Annotated in this window: 16 protein-coding genes and 1 riboswitch; of the genes, 9 read left to right on the top strand and 7 right to left on the bottom strand. The window is 72.6% G+C overall.

The window, feature by feature from the left end; all coding sequences use genetic code 11:
* Positions 1 to 4 precede the first annotated feature (4 nt).
* Positions 5 to 1,927, bottom strand: a complete 1,923-nt coding sequence (locus tag ACIQFZ_RS11595; protein WP_402691129.1) for an anthranilate synthase family protein — start codon at positions 1,925 to 1,927, stop codon at positions 5 to 7.
* Between the two features lie 466 nt (positions 1,928 to 2,393).
* Between ACIQFZ_RS11595 and ACIQFZ_RS11590 the strand changes: the two genes are divergently transcribed.
* The 3 genes from ACIQFZ_RS11590 to ACIQFZ_RS11580 all read left to right on the top strand — a co-directional run bounded on the left by ACIQFZ_RS11590 (position 2,394) and on the right by ACIQFZ_RS11580 (position 5,420).
* The gene (locus tag ACIQFZ_RS11590) at positions 2,394 to 3,545 is read left to right on the top strand and encodes a glycoside hydrolase domain-containing protein (RefSeq protein WP_383056111.1); all 1,152 of its coding nucleotides are present in this window, start codon (positions 2,394 to 2,396) and stop codon (positions 3,543 to 3,545) included.
* Positions 3,546 to 3,641: 96 nt separating this feature from the next.
* Positions 3,642 to 4,994 carry a class II 3-deoxy-7-phosphoheptulonate synthase gene (locus ACIQFZ_RS11585; RefSeq protein WP_365432991.1) on the top strand — a complete coding sequence of 451 codons (1,353 nt, stop codon included), beginning with the start codon at positions 3,642 to 3,644 and terminating at the stop codon, positions 4,992 to 4,994.
* Between the two features lie 156 nt (positions 4,995 to 5,150).
* Positions 5,151 to 5,420 (top strand): bacterioferritin-associated ferredoxin, encoded by a 270-nt coding sequence (locus tag ACIQFZ_RS11580; protein WP_402691128.1) that lies wholly within the window; start codon positions 5,151 to 5,153, stop codon positions 5,418 to 5,420.
* A 25-nt stretch (positions 5,421 to 5,445) separates the two neighbouring features.
* Here the strand turns inward: ACIQFZ_RS11580 and bfr are convergent, their stop codons facing one another.
* Positions 5,446 to 5,964: a bacterioferritin gene (gene bfr / locus ACIQFZ_RS11575; RefSeq protein ID WP_365430761.1), complete on the bottom strand. Its 519-nt coding sequence runs from the start codon at positions 5,962 to 5,964 to the stop codon at positions 5,446 to 5,448.
* Positions 5,965 to 6,118: 154 nt separating this feature from the next.
* Here bfr and ACIQFZ_RS11570 point away from each other — a divergent pair, with 154 nt between their 5' ends.
* The gene (locus ACIQFZ_RS11570) at positions 6,119 to 6,775 is read left to right on the top strand and encodes a sulfite oxidase-like oxidoreductase (protein ID WP_225074308.1); all 657 of its coding nucleotides are present in this window, start codon (positions 6,119 to 6,121) and stop codon (positions 6,773 to 6,775) included.
* Positions 6,776 to 6,817: 42 nt separating this feature from the next.
* Here the strand turns inward: ACIQFZ_RS11570 and ACIQFZ_RS11565 are convergent, their stop codons facing one another.
* From ACIQFZ_RS11565 to thiO, 5 genes are all read right to left on the bottom strand, one after another.
* Complete coding sequence (locus ACIQFZ_RS11565; RefSeq protein WP_365430763.1) at positions 6,818 to 7,708, bottom strand: deoxyribonuclease IV; 891 nt, start codon at positions 7,706 to 7,708, stop codon at positions 6,818 to 6,820.
* Positions 7,709 to 7,756: 48 nt separating this feature from the next.
* Complete coding sequence (gene pknB / locus ACIQFZ_RS11560) at positions 7,757 to 9,709, bottom strand: Stk1 family PASTA domain-containing Ser/Thr kinase (RefSeq protein WP_402691127.1); 1,953 nt, start codon at positions 9,707 to 9,709, stop codon at positions 7,757 to 7,759.
* A gap of 115 nt (positions 9,710 to 9,824) precedes the next feature.
* Positions 9,825 to 10,619, bottom strand: coding sequence for a thiazole synthase (locus ACIQFZ_RS11555; RefSeq protein ID WP_365430767.1), 795 nt, complete (start codon positions 10,617 to 10,619; stop codon positions 9,825 to 9,827).
* 3 nt (positions 10,620 to 10,622) lie between these two features.
* Positions 10,623 to 10,823: a sulfur carrier protein ThiS gene (gene thiS, locus ACIQFZ_RS11550; RefSeq protein WP_365430769.1), complete on the bottom strand. Its 201-nt coding sequence runs from the start codon at positions 10,821 to 10,823 to the stop codon at positions 10,623 to 10,625.
* Complete coding sequence (gene thiO / locus ACIQFZ_RS11545; protein ID WP_402691126.1) at positions 10,820 to 11,986, bottom strand: glycine oxidase ThiO; 1,167 nt, start codon at positions 11,984 to 11,986, stop codon at positions 10,820 to 10,822. Before thiO ends, thiS begins: the two co-directional genes overlap by 4 nt.
* Positions 11,984 to 12,095: riboswitch (TPP riboswitch) on the bottom strand. Its footprint overlaps the gene before it by 3 nt.
* 53 nt (positions 12,096 to 12,148) lie before the next feature.
* Between thiO and ACIQFZ_RS11540 the strand changes: the two genes are divergently transcribed.
* The 5 genes from ACIQFZ_RS11540 (at position 12,149) to metF (ending at position 16,165) form a co-directional block, all read left to right on the top strand.
* Positions 12,149 to 12,568 (top strand): hypothetical protein, encoded by a 420-nt coding sequence (locus tag ACIQFZ_RS11540; protein WP_383056098.1) that lies wholly within the window; start codon positions 12,149 to 12,151, stop codon positions 12,566 to 12,568.
* A 29-nt stretch (positions 12,569 to 12,597) separates the two neighbouring features.
* Positions 12,598 to 13,827 (top strand): NAD(P)/FAD-dependent oxidoreductase, encoded by a 1,230-nt coding sequence (locus tag ACIQFZ_RS11535; protein WP_402691125.1) that lies wholly within the window; start codon positions 12,598 to 12,600, stop codon positions 13,825 to 13,827.
* A 66-nt stretch (positions 13,828 to 13,893) separates the two neighbouring features.
* Positions 13,894 to 14,259 carry an Rv2175c family DNA-binding protein gene (locus ACIQFZ_RS11530; protein ID WP_365430777.1) on the top strand — a complete coding sequence of 122 codons (366 nt, stop codon included), beginning with the start codon at positions 13,894 to 13,896 and terminating at the stop codon, positions 14,257 to 14,259.
* 140 nt (positions 14,260 to 14,399) lie between these two features.
* Complete coding sequence (thiE, locus tag ACIQFZ_RS11525) at positions 14,400 to 15,065, top strand: thiamine phosphate synthase (RefSeq protein ID WP_365418872.1); 666 nt, start codon at positions 14,400 to 14,402, stop codon at positions 15,063 to 15,065.
* A gap of 176 nt (positions 15,066 to 15,241) precedes the next feature.
* The gene (metF, locus tag ACIQFZ_RS11520) at positions 15,242 to 16,165 is read left to right on the top strand and encodes a methylenetetrahydrofolate reductase [NAD(P)H] (protein ID WP_361409539.1); all 924 of its coding nucleotides are present in this window, start codon (positions 15,242 to 15,244) and stop codon (positions 16,163 to 16,165) included.
* The last annotated feature ends 26 nt before the right edge of the window (positions 16,166 to 16,191 follow it).

Here is a 16,191-nt window from a genome sequence, read left to right as displayed (position 1 = left end):
CCGGTTACCGGACGGGCCGCGGCCCGGAGTGCGTGCCGGCGCCGTGCAACTGCTCGGCCAGCAGCGCGCGGACGATCGCCTGGCCGTTCAGCGTCAGCACGGACTCGGGGTGGAACTGCACCGACGCGAACCTGGCGGAGCGCAGCGCGTGCACCTCACCGGACGCGCTCCGGCTGACCTCGATTCCGTGCGCGGACAGCTCGGCGTGCGCCTCGTCGTCGCAGTGCGCCACGTAGCTGTTGTAGAAGCCCACGGTCTCGGCCCGGCCGAACAGGTCGATCCCGGTCTGGGCGCCCTGGTGGGGCACCTCCTTGCGGACGATGTCCAGGCCGAGTTCGGCCGCGATCAGCTCGTGTCCGAGGCAGACCCCGAGAACGCCGTGCCGGTGTTCGGTGAGCACCTCCGCGGCCAGCGCGCGCAGCAGCCGCATCTTCGGGTCGTCCGGATCGCACGGGTCGCCGGGTCCGGGGCCGAGGACGACCGGCCCCTGGTGCGTGAGCACGGCCGCGCGCAGTCCGGGCTCGTCGTAGCGGCGCACGGTGACGGTCAGTCCCGACGACCGCAGCACGTGCGCGAGCATCGCGGTGAAGGTGTCCTCACCGTCCACGACCAGGGTGTGCCCGGTGAGCCCCGGCGCGCTTCCCCCGGCCTCCGACTGCGCCCGTGCGGCGGAGCCCCCGTTCTGCATCCGCAGCCAGAACGGCGCGAGCAGGGCGCGTCGCCCGTCCAGCGCCGCCCGCACCCGAGGGTCGTCGGCGAGCCGGGGCCGCGACCGCTCGGCGCGCGGCCGTGCGGGCCGTACGCCCAGCGCCGCCAGCACGCCCGCCGCCTTCGCGTGCGTCTCGGCGACCTCGCCCGCCGGGTCCGAGCCGCGGACGAGGGTGGCGCCGACCGGCACGCGCAGCCGGCCGCCGGCGTCGATGTCGGCGGTGCGGATGAGGATGGGGGAGTCCAGGGTCTGGGCGCCGCCGGAGTCGCGGCCGAGAAGGGCGAGGGCGCCGGCGTAGTAGCCGCGCCCGCCGCTCTCGTGGCGTTCGATGACCCGGCAGGCGTTCTGCACCGGCGACCCGGTGACGGTCGCGGCGAACATGGTCTCCTTGAGCACCTCGCGCACGTCCAGGGAGGACCGGCCGCGCAACTCGTACTCGGTGTGCGCGAGGTGCGCCATCTCCTTCAGGCGCGGGCCGACGACCACCCCGCCCATGTCGCCGACGGTGCACATCATCTTGAGCTCCTCGTCGACGACCATCGACAGCTCCTCGATCTCCTTGCCGTCGGCGAGGAAGCCCAGCAGGTGCTCGGGCGTCGGCCCCTCGGCCGGGTAGCGGTACGTCCCGCTGATCGGGTTCATCACGACCGTCCCGCCGGACATGCGGACATGCACCTCGGGACTGGCGCCCACCAGCGTCCGGTCCCCGGTGTGCACGACGAACGTCCAGTACGCCCCCCGCTCGCCCTCCAGCAGCCGCCGGAACAGCGCCAGCGCGTCGGCCCGCCCGAAGCCCGGGACCTCCCCCTCGTACGTCCTTCGGATCACGAAGTTCGCGCCCTCGCCCGCGCCGATCTCCTCGCGCAGCACCCGCCCGACGATCTCCGCGTACTCCTCGTCGCCGACGTCGAAGCCGCCGCCCTCGACGCGCACCTGGTGTGCGGGGAGCTGCGCCAGGGCCTCGGCGAGCGGGACCGTGCCCGCCTCCTCGGGCGTCAGCACCAGCAGCGGGGTGCCGTCGTCGCGGACGTCGAAGCCCCGCTCGCGGATCTGCCGGAACGGAACGAGAGCCAGGCCCTCGTCGGGCAGGTCGGCCAGGCGGTCGCGGGTGGTCACCGGGCCGAGCAGCACCTCGACCAGGTCCTGGTCGTGCCCCGGGGTACGGCGGCGCAGCAGCGCGAAGGGGCGGGGGTCGTGCAGCAGCCGTGCCAGATCCATGGGTTCCTCTTCCGTCGATGCCGGTCGATGCCGGTCGATGTGGGTGAGGAACGGCCAAGGCGCCGGGAAACGCCGAAGGCCGCCCCTCGGGCGGCCTTCGCGAAGTGTGGGATACGCGCAGTCAGCGGGCCGCCGGAGAAGCGGTCCACCACCAGTTCTGGTTCTGGGTCGAGTGCGCGAACATGCCCGGCACCCTACCGCATCGGGTCACCGCGCAGCCCCGTCCGGCCCGTGGCGGCCCTCGGCGGCCCTCGGCGGCCGTGTCGCCCGTACGCAGCACAGGCCGGTTTCCGGCGGCCGCGCGAGGTGGAAGGAGGGTCCGCGTCGACCGTGTGCCGCTCGTGCCCCGGCGTCCGCCGCGCGCTCGTGCCCGACCGAGGAGTACGCCATTCCCGCACTGCGATCGCCCCACCCGGCACGGCCCCGCCTCCGCCCGAGGCGTGCGCTGACCGCGCTGAGCGCCTGCGTGGTGCTCGCCGCCGCCGCGCCGGCCACCGCCCGGCCGGCGGCCGACGACGCCACGAAGACCGTCAGCTACCGCGGTCACACGTTCACCGTCCCGGCCGGCTGGCCCGTCGTCGACCTCGACCAGGAGCCGACCGCCTGCGTCCGCTTCGACCGGCACGCCGTCTATCTCGGCACCCCCGGCGAGCAGCAGTACTGCCCGGCCCGCACCGTCGGGCGCACCGAGGTCCTCTGGGTGCAGCCCGCGGTGGCGACGAAGGCCTCGGTGACCGAGGACCGCACGTCCCGCGTCTACCGGGCGACCGCCACCAACGAGGGAATCTCCATCACGGCCCCGTACGGCGAGGACCGCGCGGAGATCCAGCGGGTGCTGCGCAGCGCAGGACTGCCCGTCGCCACCGCCCGCGCCCGGGCACCCGCCCGGACACCGGCCGCGGGCGCCGTGCCCGCCGACGCGACCGCGTTCCAGGGCAGGGGCTTCGACACGTGCACCGCCCCGAGCCAGACGGCCATGAACGCCTGGAGGACCGGCTCGCCCTACAGGGCCGTCGGTGTCTACATCGGCGGGGTCAACCGCGCCTGCGCCCAGGCGAGGCTGACCTCCGAGTGGGTGCGGACGCAGTACGCGAACGGGTGGCGCTTCTTCCCGCTCTACGTCGGCCGGCAGCCCACCTCCGGCGCCGGCAGCTGCCAGAACTCCTGCGCGTCGATCACCGATCCGGTGCCGCAGGGCAAGGAGGCCGCGGAGGACGCGGTCGCCCAAGCGGTGGCGCTCGGTTTCGCCAAGGGGTCGGTGCTCTACAACGACCTGGAGCAGTACGCAACGGGCGGCGCCCTCACCACGCGCGTACTCGGCTACCTGGAGGCCTGGACCGAGCGGCTGCACGAACTGGGCTACCGGTCCGGCGCGTACGGCAGCGTCTCGTCCCTGGTCGCCGACCTGGTCGGCAACGCCGGGAAGGCCACCCTGCCGGACGTGATCCACTTCGCGCACTGGAACAACAAGAACACCACCCTCCACACCGCCATCCCGGCCGAGCTGTGGGCCGGTCACCAGCGCATCCACCAGTACGCGGGCAACAGGACCGAGACGTACGGCGCGGTCACCATCAACATCGACCGCGACCAGCTGGACGTCGGCCCCGGCGCCTGAACGGCGCCGGGCTGGACGTCCCGCGAGCGGGCGCCATCCGTCTCATTGGATGAACGGAGGAAGGGGTCCGCCGGACGACCCCGTAATCTTGGTGGGGTGACCGTGAACGCTAAGACCAGCGCGAGCGCTGGCAACACCTGGCGAGACCTGCCCGCGGCGCAGCAGCCCGAGTACCCCGACCCCGAGGCTCTGCGCGCAGTGATCGCGGACCTCGAGTCGTATCCGCCGCTCGTCTTCGCGGGCGAGTGCGACCAGCTGCGCGCCCGGATGGCGGCCGTCGCCAAGGGAGAGGCGTTCCTCCTCCAGGGCGGCGACTGCGCCGAGGCGTTCGACGCGGTGTCCGCCGACCACATCCGCAGCAAGCTCAAGACCCTGCTCCAGATGGGCGCCGTGCTCACGTACGCCGCCTCGGTGCCGGTGGTCAAGGTCGGCCGGATCGCCGGCCAGTACTCCAAGCCGCGCTCCAAGCCGACCGAGACCCGCGACGGCGTGACCCTGCCGACCTACCGCGGCGACTCCGTCAACGGCTTCGAGTTCACCGAGGCCGACCGTGTCCCGGACCCCGAGCGGCTGAAGCGGATGTACCACGCGTCCGCCTCCACGCTGAACCTGGTGCGCGCCTTCACCACCGGCGGCTACGCCGACCTGCGCCAGGTGCACGCCTGGAACCAGGACTTCGTGAAGTCCTCGCCGTCCGGCCAGCGCTACGAGCAGCTCGCGCGCGAGATCGACAACGCGCTGAACTTCATGCGGGCCTGCGGCACGGACCCGGAGGAGTTCAAGACCGTCGAGTTCTTCTCCTCGCACGAGGCGCTGCTGCTCGACTACGAGTCGGCGCTGACCCGCGTCGACTCGCGCACCGGGCAGCTGTACGACGTCTCCGGGCACATGGTGTGGGTCGGCGAGCGCACCCGGCAGCTGGACCACGCGCACATCGAGTTCGCCTCGCGCATCCGCAACCCGATCGGCGTCAAGCTGGGCCCGACGACCACGCCCGAGGAGGCGCTGCGGTACATCGACCGCCTCGACCCCGAGCGGGAGCCGGGCCGGCTGACGTTCATCGTCCGCATGGGCGCCGACAAGATCCGCGACCGGCTCCCGGAGCTGGTGGAGAAGGTCACGGCCTCGGGCGCGGTGGTGGCCTGGGTGACCGACCCGATGCACGGCAACACCTTCGAGGCGGCCTCCGGTCACAAGACCCGCCGTTTCGACGACGTGCTCGACGAGGTCAAGGGCTTCTTCGAGGTGCACAAGGGGCTCGGCACGCACCCCGGCGGCATCCACGTGGAGCTGACCGGTGACGACGTCACCGAGTGCGTCGGCGGCGGCGACGAGATCTTCGTCGACGACCTGCACCAGCGCTACGAGACGGCCTGCGACCCGCGTCTGAACCGCAGCCAGTCCCTGGACCTGGCGTTCCTGGTCGCGGAGATGTACCGGGACCAGTGAGGCGCGCGCCCCTCGCGGGAGCGGGAACGTGAAGTGGGGCGCGGATCACATGGGATCCGCGCCCCATCCCCTTTTCGGGCATTCGCGCGGTGAGTAAGGTTAGGTTTGCCTCACCGAGAAGTCGGGGCGGCACCATCGAACCGATCCCGGCGGGAGGTGAACCGCGTGTACGTGTGCAGTTGCTTCGGTATCACCGAGCAGCAGGTCAAGCAGCACGCGGACAACGGCGCCTGCACTCCCCGCAAGATCGCCTCCGCCTGCAAGGCGGGCACCGACTGCGGCGGGTGCGTACGTCGCATCCAGGCGCTGCTCGGCCGCGGCAGCTGCCCGCGCCGCGAGCTGATCGACCAGGGCGGCCCGGCGCTCGCGCCGATCACGGGCGGGGCTTCCGGCGCCCGCCCGAAGGAGCTGGGCGCCGCCGCCTAGAGGTGACGGCTGCCGGACAGCCGCCTCAGGGGCTGGAGAAGCCGTGCGTGCCGGGGCCCGACGGGTCCGGCTGGCTCTGCTCGACGACGGTCGAGAGGTAGAGCGCCTCACCCAGCTTGTCGACCAGCTCCAGCTGGGTGTCCAGGTAGTCGATGTGGTGCTCCTCGTCGGCGAGGATCGCCTCGAAGATGTTCGCCGACGTGATGTCGTCCTTGTCGCGCATCAGCTGCACGCCCCGGCGCAGCCGGTCGATGGCCTCGACCTCGATCTGCCGGTCGGCCCGGAACATCTCGGCCACCGTCTGCCCGACCTGGACGTGGAAGAGGCGCTGGTAGTTCGGCAGGCCGTCCAGCAGCAGGATCCGGTCGGTCAGGAGCTCCGCGTGCCGCATCTCGTCGAACGACTCGTCGCGGGTGTACTTGGCGAGCTTCGTCCAGCCCTTGTGGTCCTGGATCTTGGAGTGCAGGAAGTACTGGTTGATCGCGGTGAGCTCGGCGGTCAGCTGCTCGTTGAGCAGTTCGATCACCTCGGGGTCGCCTTGCATGGCGGCGGGGCTCCTTCCGGACGTCTCTGGGCCGATCTCGCGCATGATTGCACCGGCACACACGGCCGTCCAGTAAGTACATGCTTAGTGCGAGTTGTCCGAATCGCCCCCGGGCTGGTCATGTGCACCCTCTCCGGTCTGTCAGGATGGAGTCATGGGTCAGCCGGTGGAACGCGCGTCAGGAGACGCGTCTGGAGCAGTGCCGACGGGAGCGGCACAGCCGGAACTTCCGCCGGGACAGCGGCTCCAGCGCGGCTGGCCGGTCACGCACTACGGGCCGGTGCCCAAGTTCCGCCCCGAGCGCTGGGACTTCCGGGTCTTCGGCGCCACCGCCGACGGCGAGAAGCACTGCTGGACCCACGAGGAGTTCACGGCCCTGCCGTACACCACCGTGGTGGCCGACCTGCACTGCGTCACGAAGTACAGCATGGTCGGCGCCGAATGGGGCGGCATCCCCGCGCGCACCGTCCTGGACATCGCCCCGCCTGCGGCGAACGTCACCCATGTGATGGTGTGGGCGGAGTACGGGTTCAGCTCCAACCTGCGCCTGTCCGACTTCACCTCGGAGCGCACCCTCTTCGCCACCCATAAGGACGGCGAACTGCTCACCGCCGAGCACGGCTTCCCGCTCCGCCTGATCGTTCCCCACCTGTACGCCTGGAAAGGCCCCAAGTGGGTCCGCGGCGTGGAGTACATGACCGCGGACCGCCGCGGCTTCTGGGAGGAGCGCGGCTACCACAACCTGGGCGACCCCTGGAAGGAACAGCGTTACTCCTACCAGGAGGAACCGGGAGACGGGCCGGAACTCTGACGCCCGCCCCGGCGGCCGTCCCGGTGCCTGCTCACGCCTTCCTCATCCGTCCCTGAGCCGCTTCAGGCGCTCCACGTCCGCCGTGTGGCCCTCCTTGCCGCCCGGGGTCTCGATGATCAGCGGGACACCCTCGGTGGCGGGGTGGGTCATCAGAGCGCGGAAGGGGTCCTCGCCGATGTGGCCGGCGCCGATGTTCTCGTGCCGGTCCTTGTGCGCGCCGGCCACGTCCTTGGAGTCGTTGGCGTGGATCAGCCGCAGCCGGCCCTCGCCGACCGTCTCCACCAGCAGGTCCAGCGTTTGGTGCATGCCGTGCGGGCCGGTCAGGTCGTGCCCGGCGGCGAAGATGTGGCAGGTGTCCAGGCACACGCCCAGCCTCGGGTGGGCGTCCAGCGCCTCGAAGTACGGCCCGAAGTCCCAGGTGCGCGAGCACAGCGAGGCACCCTGGCCGGCGGTGGACTCCAGGAGCAGATACGGGTCGTCGTCATGGGTGAGCTCGTCGAGCAGCGGCAGCAGGTGCTCCCGCACCTGCTTCAGCGCGACGGACCGGTCCCTGCCGCCGGTCGCGCTCCCGGTGTGCACGACGACCCCCAGCGCGCCGATCTCCCGGCCGCGCCGCAGCGAGTGCCGCAGCGACTCCACCGACCGCTCCACGGTCGCCTCGGTGTGCGAGCCGAAGTTGATCAGGTACGGGGCATGGACGTACGCCGGGACCGACTGCTCCGCGCAGGCCGCGCGGAACTGCTCGTCCTGCCGCGGGTTGCCCGCGGGCGTGGCCCAGCCGCGCGGATTGGCGACGAAGACCTGCACGGTCTCGGCCCCGAGGTCCCGGGCGTAGGACAGGCCCACGGAGTGCAGTCCGCCGGCGACGGGCACATGGCCGCCGATCGGGTTGCGGGAGGGACCGGGGAGGGGGCGGGACCGCTGACTGCTCACCCGTTCAGGGTGTCACGTGCCCGGCGGCCGGTGGCCGCCGGGCCGCCGTCACCGGATGGTGATCGTTATCGTCGAGCCCTTCGGCGCCCGGTCTCCGCCCTTCACCGACTGCTTCTTGACGGTGTCGCCGAACAGCCCGAGCAGCCCGCGGTCCTCCTGCACCTGGAAGCCGGCCTTCTGCAGGGTGTTCTTCGCGTCGCCGACGCTGTTGCCGGTCACGTCCGGCACCTCGACCATCTCCGGGCCCTTGGACAGCGTCAGCGTGACGGTGTCGCCCTCGGCGGCCTGGCTGTCGCCCGTCGGGCTCTGCCGGGCGACCCGGCCCTTGTCGTACTCGGAGTTGACCTGCTCGGAGGAGATCCGCACCTTCAGGCCGGCGTCCCGAAGCTCGGACCGCGCCTGGTCCAGGTCGTCGCCGGTGACGTCCGGCACGTCCACCGCGTGGCCCTTGCTGACGGTGAGCGCGATCGCCGAGCCGGCCCGCCGCTCGGTGCCCGCCTCGGGGTCCGTGCCGATCACGACGTCGCGGGGGACGTCGTCGCTGAACTCCCGGCTCACCATGCCCGGCTCCAGGCCCTCCTTCTTCAGCAGGGTGTGCGCCTCGCCCAGCCGGTGGCCCTTCAGGTCGGGCACGCGCACGGTCTCGGGCCCGTCGGAGACCGTGAGCGTCACCGAGCCGTGGCTGCGGATCCGGGCGCCCGCCCGCGGGTCGGTGCCGATGACCGTGCCGCGCCCGACCGTGTCGCTGTAGGCGTGCTCGACCCGGTCGACGCCGAGACCGGCTTCCTTGAGCCGCTCCCTGGCCTGCGCCTCGGTCTTCGCCAGCAGCGGCGGGACCTTCGTGAACTGGCCGGAGTTGATGTACCACACGCCCCCGCCGGCCCCGAGGACCAGCAGGACGGCGACGACCACCGTGAGCAGTGTGCGCCGGGGCGGCCCGGGGCGCCGCGCGCCGGTCGGCGGCGGTGCGGGCGGGGGCGCCTGAAGACGGCTGGTGCGGTTGAGGGCGGCCTCGGACCGCGTGCCGTCCTCACCGGTCTTGCCGTCCCCGCCGCGGATCCGCGTCGTCAGCGCGCGCGGGATGACGCTCGTACGGTCCTCCGCGTTGTCGTGCTCCGCGGTGAGGGCCTGCGGCGGCAGTGCGTCCAGTTGGTCCTGGCCGAGCGCGGACCGCGCCTCGCGGACCCGCGCGAGCAGCGCGACCGCGTCGTGCGGCCGGATGTCCGGGGTGCGCGCGGTGGCCTCCGCGACCAGTTCGTCCAGCTCGAAGGCCAGTCCCGGCACGGCGGCCGACGGGGGCGGCACGTCCTCGTGGAGGTGCTGGTACAGCACCTGGGCGGGGGACTCCCCCTGGTGGGGCTTGCCGCCGGTCAGCATCTCGTACAGCACGACCCCGCAGGCGTACACGTCGACCCGGGGGTCGGCGGCGCCGCGCTCGATCTGCTCCGGCGCGAGGTAGGAGACGGTGCCGAGGACGGCACCGGTGGTGTTCGTCACCGTGTCCACGGACCGGACCAGCCCGAAGTCGGCGACCTTGACCCGGCCGTCGTCCCCTATCAGGACGTTCTCCGGCTTCATGTCGCGGTGCACGAACCCGGCCCGGTGCGCGGCCCCCAGCGCGGCGAGCACCGGCTCCAGGATGTCCAGCGCCGCGCGCGGCTGGAGCGCCCCGCGCTCGCGCAGCACGTCGCGCAGGGTGCAGCCGGCCACGTACTCCATGGCGAGGTACACGTACGACCCGTCCGTGCCCTGGTCGAAGACCTGCACGACGTTCGGGTGGGCCAGCCGCGCGACCGACTTGGCCTCCCGGATGAACCGCTCCACGAACGAGCCGTCGGCCGCGAGCGCGGGGTGCATCACCTTGAGCGCGAGGACCCGGTCCAGGCGGGTGTCCAGGGCCCGGTAGACCGTGGCCATCCCGCCGACGGCGATCCGCGCGTCGACGCGATAACGGCCGTCGAGCACCTGCCCGACGAGAGGGTCCTGAAGGGTCGTATCCACGCAGGCGAGTCTACGAGCCGTCACGGACACACTCGGATCGCGGACGCTGTCGGGGCAGGACTGAAGCCGACCTGTGACGCGGCCCACGCACCCGTGAAACGGGGCGACGGCCTAGCTAGAACGCGGGCCGCTCCGGGTCCAGCCTGGCCAGGCCCTCCGCCGGGGACGACGCCTCCGCGAAGTGCCGCTTGGGGATCCGCCCGGCCAGCCGGGCCAGCCGCCCCGCCTCCACGGCGGACCGCATCGCCGCGGCCATCATCACCGGCTCCTGCGCCCGCGTCACCGCGGAGGCGAGCATCACCCCGGCACACCCCAGCTCCATGGCCAGCGCCACGTCCGAGGCCGTACCGGCCCCGGCGTCCAGGATCACCGGCACGCGCGCGTGCTCCACGATCAGCTGGAAGTTGTGCGGGTTGCGGATACCGAGCCCGGACCCGATGGGCGAGCCCAGAGGCATGATCGCGGCGCAGCCCGCGTCCTCCAGCTTCCGCGCCAGCACCGGATCGTCGTTCGTGTACGGCAGCACCGTGAACCCGTCGTCGACCAGCGTCTCCGCCGCGTCCAGCAGCTCGATCGGGTCCGGCAGCAGCGTGCGCTCGTCGGCGATCACCTCCAGCTTCACGAGGTCCGTGCCCAGCGCCTCCCGCGCCAGCCGGGCGGTGAGCACCGCCTCACCCGCGGTGAAGCAGCCCGCGGTGTTGGGCAGCACCCGGATCCCGAGCGACTCCAGCACCGACAGCACGGAGCCGTGCACCGAGGGGTCCACCCGCCGCATCGCGACCGTGGTCAGCTCCGTGCCGGAGGCCGTGAGCGCCCGCTCCAGCACCTCCAGGCTGGGCGCGCCGCCGGTGCCCATGATCAGCCGGGAGGTGAAGGACGTACCACCGAGGACGAAGGGATCGTCGGCCATCGCTCAGCCTCCCTGGACGGCGGTCAGCACTTCGACGCGGTCGCCCTCGGCCAGGGCCGTGGACGACCACCGCGCGCGCGGGACGACGGTCTCGTTGAGGGCGGCGGCCACCCCGGAGGGCGCCGCGCTCAGGGCCCGCACGACGGTGTCGAGGGACGTGCCGGGCGTGACCCGGCGGGGCTCGCCGTTGACGGAGATGTTCATACGGGCTGCTCCGTGAGTGCCGTGGCATGAAAACGCCTGGGGGAGAAGGGGCGGACCTCGTCCGGCAGCTCGCCGGTGGACAGGACGTGCGCCATGGCGTCACCGGTGACCGGCGTGAGCAGCACGCCGTTGCGGTAGTGCCCGGTGGCCAGCAGCAGGCCGTCCAGCCCGGTCGGGCCGAGCATCGGCGCGTTGTCGGGGGAGCCGGGCCGCAGTCCGGCCCGGGTCTCCGTGAGCGGCAGCTCGGTGATCCCGGGCACCAGCTCGTGCGCGTCGCGCAGCAGCTCGTACACGCCGCCCGCCGTCACCGTCGTGTCCCAGCCCAGTTCCTCGCTCGTGGCCCCGACGACCAGCTCGCCGCTGAGCCGCGGCACCAGGTAGACCTGGCTGCCGCGCACCACGGCCCGCACGGTACGGCTCAGGAACGGCGCGTAGCGCTTCGGCACCGCCAGCCGCAGCACCTGCCCCTTCACCGGCCGCACCGGCGGCAGCACGTCGTCCGGGACGCCCGCGAGCCGTCCGCTGTGGCTGCCCGCGGCGAGCACCACCTGGTCCGCGGCCGGCGCGGTGCCGTCGCGCAGCACACAGCCCGTGGCCCGGTCGCCTGCGAGGGTGAGCCGCTCGGCCCAGCCGCGGTGGAAGACCACGCCCGCCCGCTCGCAGGCCGCGACCAGGGCGCCGGCGAGCCGCCGCGGGTCGATCTGGTGGTCGCCGTCCACCCGCAGCCCGCCGCGCACGCCCGGCGCGAGCATCGGCTCGAGCCGGCGGCACTCCCGTCCGGACAGCCACTCGGAGTCCAGGCCCGAACGGCGCTGAAGGTCGTGCAGTTCCCGCAGGTGGGCGCGGTCGTCGGCGTCCAGCGCGACCGCGAGGGTGCCACAGCGGCGGTAGCCGAGGTCGTGGCCGGTCAGCTCGGTCAGCTCGGCCACGAAGTCCGGGTAGTGGCGGGCGGAGGCCAGGTTGAGCCCGAGCAGGGTCTGCTCGCCGTAGTGCAGTTCGGTGACGGCGGCCAGCATCCCGGCGGCCACCTGTGCGGCCCCGCCGCCCGGCTCGGGGTCCACCACGGCCGTGGCGAACCCGTGCTGCGCGGAGCGCCAGGCCGTCACCAGCCCGATGATGCCGCCCCCCACGACGAGGACGTCTGACGTACGTGGCAACGACATGGGCGTCCAGCCCCTCCCTTCGCCGGCATGACCCGGATCAGGTTCGTACGGTCGGAGGCCGCCAGCCTCCCTCTCAGCCCGGTGCGTCCGGGCTCCCGCGAGTGCTTGTACGGTGGCCACCCTAGCCCGCAGTGCATTGCCCCGGTAAGGGAGCCTCCCGCCATGACCCGCCCGCCCGTCTCCCGCCACGACTCTCGGGCGGGCGGCTCCACCCGGCCCTTTTCCTCGCTCGACGGCCGCGTTCTCGCCCCGGTCGCCGACCAGGCCCCGGGCCAGGTGGGCACGCGCACCCGCTTCACGTATCACGAGCGGAACGGGGAGATCTGGGCCGAGTACGCGGGCGGCGACGTCGTACGCGGCCATCTGTTGGGTACCAGGGAAAGTGACCGGCTCGACTTCCGGTACGTCCAGCTCAAGCAGGACGGGACCACCTCCTCCGGGCACTGCGTGTCGACGGTGGTCGAACTGCCCGACGGGCGGGTGCGGTTGGAGGAGACCTGGCGCTGGGAGTCGCAGCCCGGCAGCGGGACGAGCGTGGTGGAAGAGGTTGTGGAGCAGGCCACCTGGCCCGCCCCTGACTGACGGTTTGTCAGTTGACTTATGGTGATCAGGTGAGCGACCAGACGCAGGAACAGGGCACATCAGGGCCGCGGCGCGTAGTCGTCGCGGGCGCGGGCATGGCCGGCGTGCAGACCGCGGTCGCCCTGCGCGAGCAGGGCTTCACCGGCACCGTGACACTGATCGGCGCCGAACCCCACCAGCCCTACGACCGGCCGCCGCTGTCCAAGGCCGTCCTGCTCGGCAAGGCCGAGGGCTCCGCCTTCGACATCGACTTCGAGGCGCTCGGCCTCGAACTGAGGCTCGGCTGCGAGGCGCTGGCCGTGCGGCCCGACGCGCATGTGCTGGAGACCTCGGCGGGGCCGGTGCCGTACGACGTGCTCGTCCTGGCCACCGGTGCCGAACCGATCCGGCTGCCCGGCGTGGAGGGCGTCCCCGGGGTCCACCTGCTGCGCACCCTGGACGACGCCGAACGGCTGCGGCCGGTGCTCACCGAGCAGCACGACATCGTGGTCGTCGGCGCGGGCTGGATCGGCGCCGAGTTCGCCACCGCCGCGCGCGAGGCGGGCTGCGTCGTGACCGTCGTGGAGGCCGCGGACCGGCCGCTCGCGGGGGCGCTGCCCGCGGAGGTGGCCGAGCCGATGACCGCCTGGTACGCCGACAGCGGCGCCGAACTGCGCACCCACGCGCGCGTGGAGCGCGTCGAACCCGGCGCGGTGGTGCTCGACGACGGCACGCGGCTGCCCGCGGGCGCCGTCGTGGTCGGCATCGGCGCGCGCCCCGCCACCGGCTGGCTGGCCGGCTCCGGCATCGAGCTGGGCCGGCACGGGGACGTGCTGGCCGACGACCACCTGCGCACGTCCGTGCCGGACGTCTACGCGGTCGGCGACTGCGCCTCCTTCCCCTCGGGAAGGTACGGCGAGCGCCTGCTGATCCACCACTGGGACAACGCGCTCCAGGGCCCGCGCACGGTCGCGGCCGACATCGTCGGCCTCACCCCCGTGGTCTACGACCCGGTGCCGTACTTCTGGTCCGAGCAGTTCGGGCGCTTCGTGCAGTACGTCGGCCACCACACGTCGGCCGACACCGTCGTCTGGCGCGGCGATCGCACCGGACCGGCGTGGACGGTCTGCTGGCTCCGCGAGGGCCGGCTCGTCGCTCTGCTGGCCGTCGGCCGACCGCGGGATCTGGCGCAGGGGCGGCGGCTGATCGAGTCCGGCACGCCCATGGATACGCGGCTGCTGGCGGACCCGGCGAGGCCCCTGAAGACGGCGACGGCGTGAGGCACGCGGCCCCGGGTGGACGGGCCTGGCTTCCGAGTGTCAGTGGCAGATGGCACGCTTGTGTCCGTGACCGAGATTGACACAAAGATCGATGCTCTCGTCCCTGCCTGGCTCACCCTTCCCGACATCGCCGAACAACTCGGCGTCGAGGTGACACGTGTGCGTCAGCTGGTCAAGGAGGGCCAGCTCATCGCCGTACGCCGGGGTGAGAACCGCGCACTGCACGTCCCCGCCGCCTTCATCGACGGCGACAAGGTCGTCAAGGGCCTGTTCGGCACCCTGACGCTCCTGAGGGACGACGGCTTCACGGTCGAAGAGATGATCGAATGGCTGTTCACCCCCGACCCGACCCTGCCGGGCACCCCCGCCCAGGCCCTGAGTGAGAACCGCGGCACAGAGGTGAAGCGCCGCGCCCAGGCCCTCGCCGTCTGACCCGGCCATCCGCCTGAGCACCCGGCCCCGGCCTCCGGCCGGGGCCCCGGTGTTTCCGTCGGCCGGGACGGCGGGGCGGGTAGGGTCCGTCCGAGTGGTCGGACGAGCCACCCAACCGACGAGCCGGGGGGAACCCGCGTATGCCTGAGACCGCCGCCATAGCCGACGCCCGTCACCGGCTCGGTGACGCGCGCCTGTATCTGTGCACGGACGCCCGGAGGCGGCAGGGGGACCTGGCCGAGTTCCTGGACGCGGTGCTGGCGGCGGGCGTCGACATCGTGCAGTTGCGGGACAAGGGCATGGAGGCCGGGGAGGAGCTGGACCGGCTGGCGGTGTTCGCCGACGCCTGCGCCCGGCACGGCAAGCTGCTCGCGGTCAACGACCGGGCGGACGTCGCCCACGCAGCCCGTGCCGATGTGCTGCATCTGGGGCAGGGGGACCTTCCCGTGCCCGCCGCCCGCCCGATCCTCGGCGACGGCGTCCTGATCGGCCGGTCCACGCACGCCGAGGACGAGGCCGCCGCCGCGGCCGTGCAGGACGGCGTGGACTACTTCTGCACCGGACCCTGCTGGCCCACGCCCACCAAGCCCGGCCGTCCCGCACCCGGCCTCGACCTGGTTCGGTACACCGCCTCGCTCGGCACCGACCGGCCCTGGTTCGCCATCGGCGGCATCGACCTCGGCAACCTGGACCAGGTCCTGGAGGCCGGCGCCCGCCGTGTCGTCGTGGTCCGGGCGATCACCGCGGCCGACGACCCCGGAGCGGCGGCGGCCGAGTTCGCCGCGCGGCTGCGGCAGGCGGGGTAGGGGCGGCGTGACACGGCCGGACGCGACGGCCGGTCGTCTCATAACCCGGACAGCCGACCCGGCCCGACCCGCTCATTTCCGGCCCCGTTGTCCGAAGGGTGGACAAGAAGCCGACAATTCACGCAAATTTCCGGGGCTCGGTTGGGAGACCGCCGCGCCCTGGATAGCCTGCCAGTATGGCCCTCGGAACCGCATCCACCAGGACTGATCGCGCGCGCACCGTGCGTGACATGCTCGCCACCGGCAAGAGCACGTACTCCTTCGAGTTCTGGGCGCCGAAGACGGCGAAGGGCGAGCGCAGCCTGTGGAACGCGCTGCGCAGGATCGAGGCCGTCGCCCCCGACTTCGTCTCGGTGACGTACGGTGCCGGCGGCTCCACCCGCGCGGGCACGGTGAGGGCGACCGAGCAGATCGTGTCCGACACCACGCTCACCCCTGTGGCGCACCTCACTGCCGTCAACCACTCCGTGGCGGAGCTGCGCAACATCATCGGCCAGTACGCCGACGCCGGGATCCGGAACATGCTCGCCGTGCGCGGCGACCCGCCCGGCGACCCGATGGGCGAGTGGGTCCCGCACCCCCGCGGACTGACGTACGCCGCCGAACTCGTCCGGCTCATCAAGGAGTCGGGCGACTTCTGCGTCGGCGTGGCGGCCTTCCCCGAGATGCACCCCCGCTCCGCCGACTGGGATACCGACGTCGCGCACTTCGTCGACAAGTGCCGTGCGGGCGCCGACTACGCCATCACGCAGATGTTCTTCGATCCGGAGTCGTACCTCCGCCTGCGCGACCGTGTCGCCGCGGCCGGTTGCGCGACACCCGTCATTCCCGAGATCATGCCGGTCACGAGCGTGAAGATGCTCGAGCGGCTGCCCCAACTCAGCAACGCCGCCATCCCGGACGACCTCAAAGAGCGGATCCGCGCGGCGGAGGACGATCCGGCGGCGGTACGCTCCCTTGGGATCGAGTTCGCCACCGAGTTCTGCGCACGGTTGCAGGCCGAGGGAGTGCCCGGGCTGCACTTCATCACGCTCAACAACTCCACGGCGACGCTGGAAATCTACGAAAACCTGGGTCTGCACCACCGGCCGCGGACCTAGACCGGCCGCACCCGCGTACGACACAC

It is taken from the genome of Streptomyces sp. NPDC093064 (assembly GCF_044754605.1).
GTDB lineage: Bacteria > Actinomycetota > Actinomycetes > Streptomycetales > Streptomycetaceae > Streptomyces.
The sequence above is the reverse complement of the archived record's forward strand: the minus strand, read 5'-3'. Positions and strand labels throughout refer to the sequence as shown.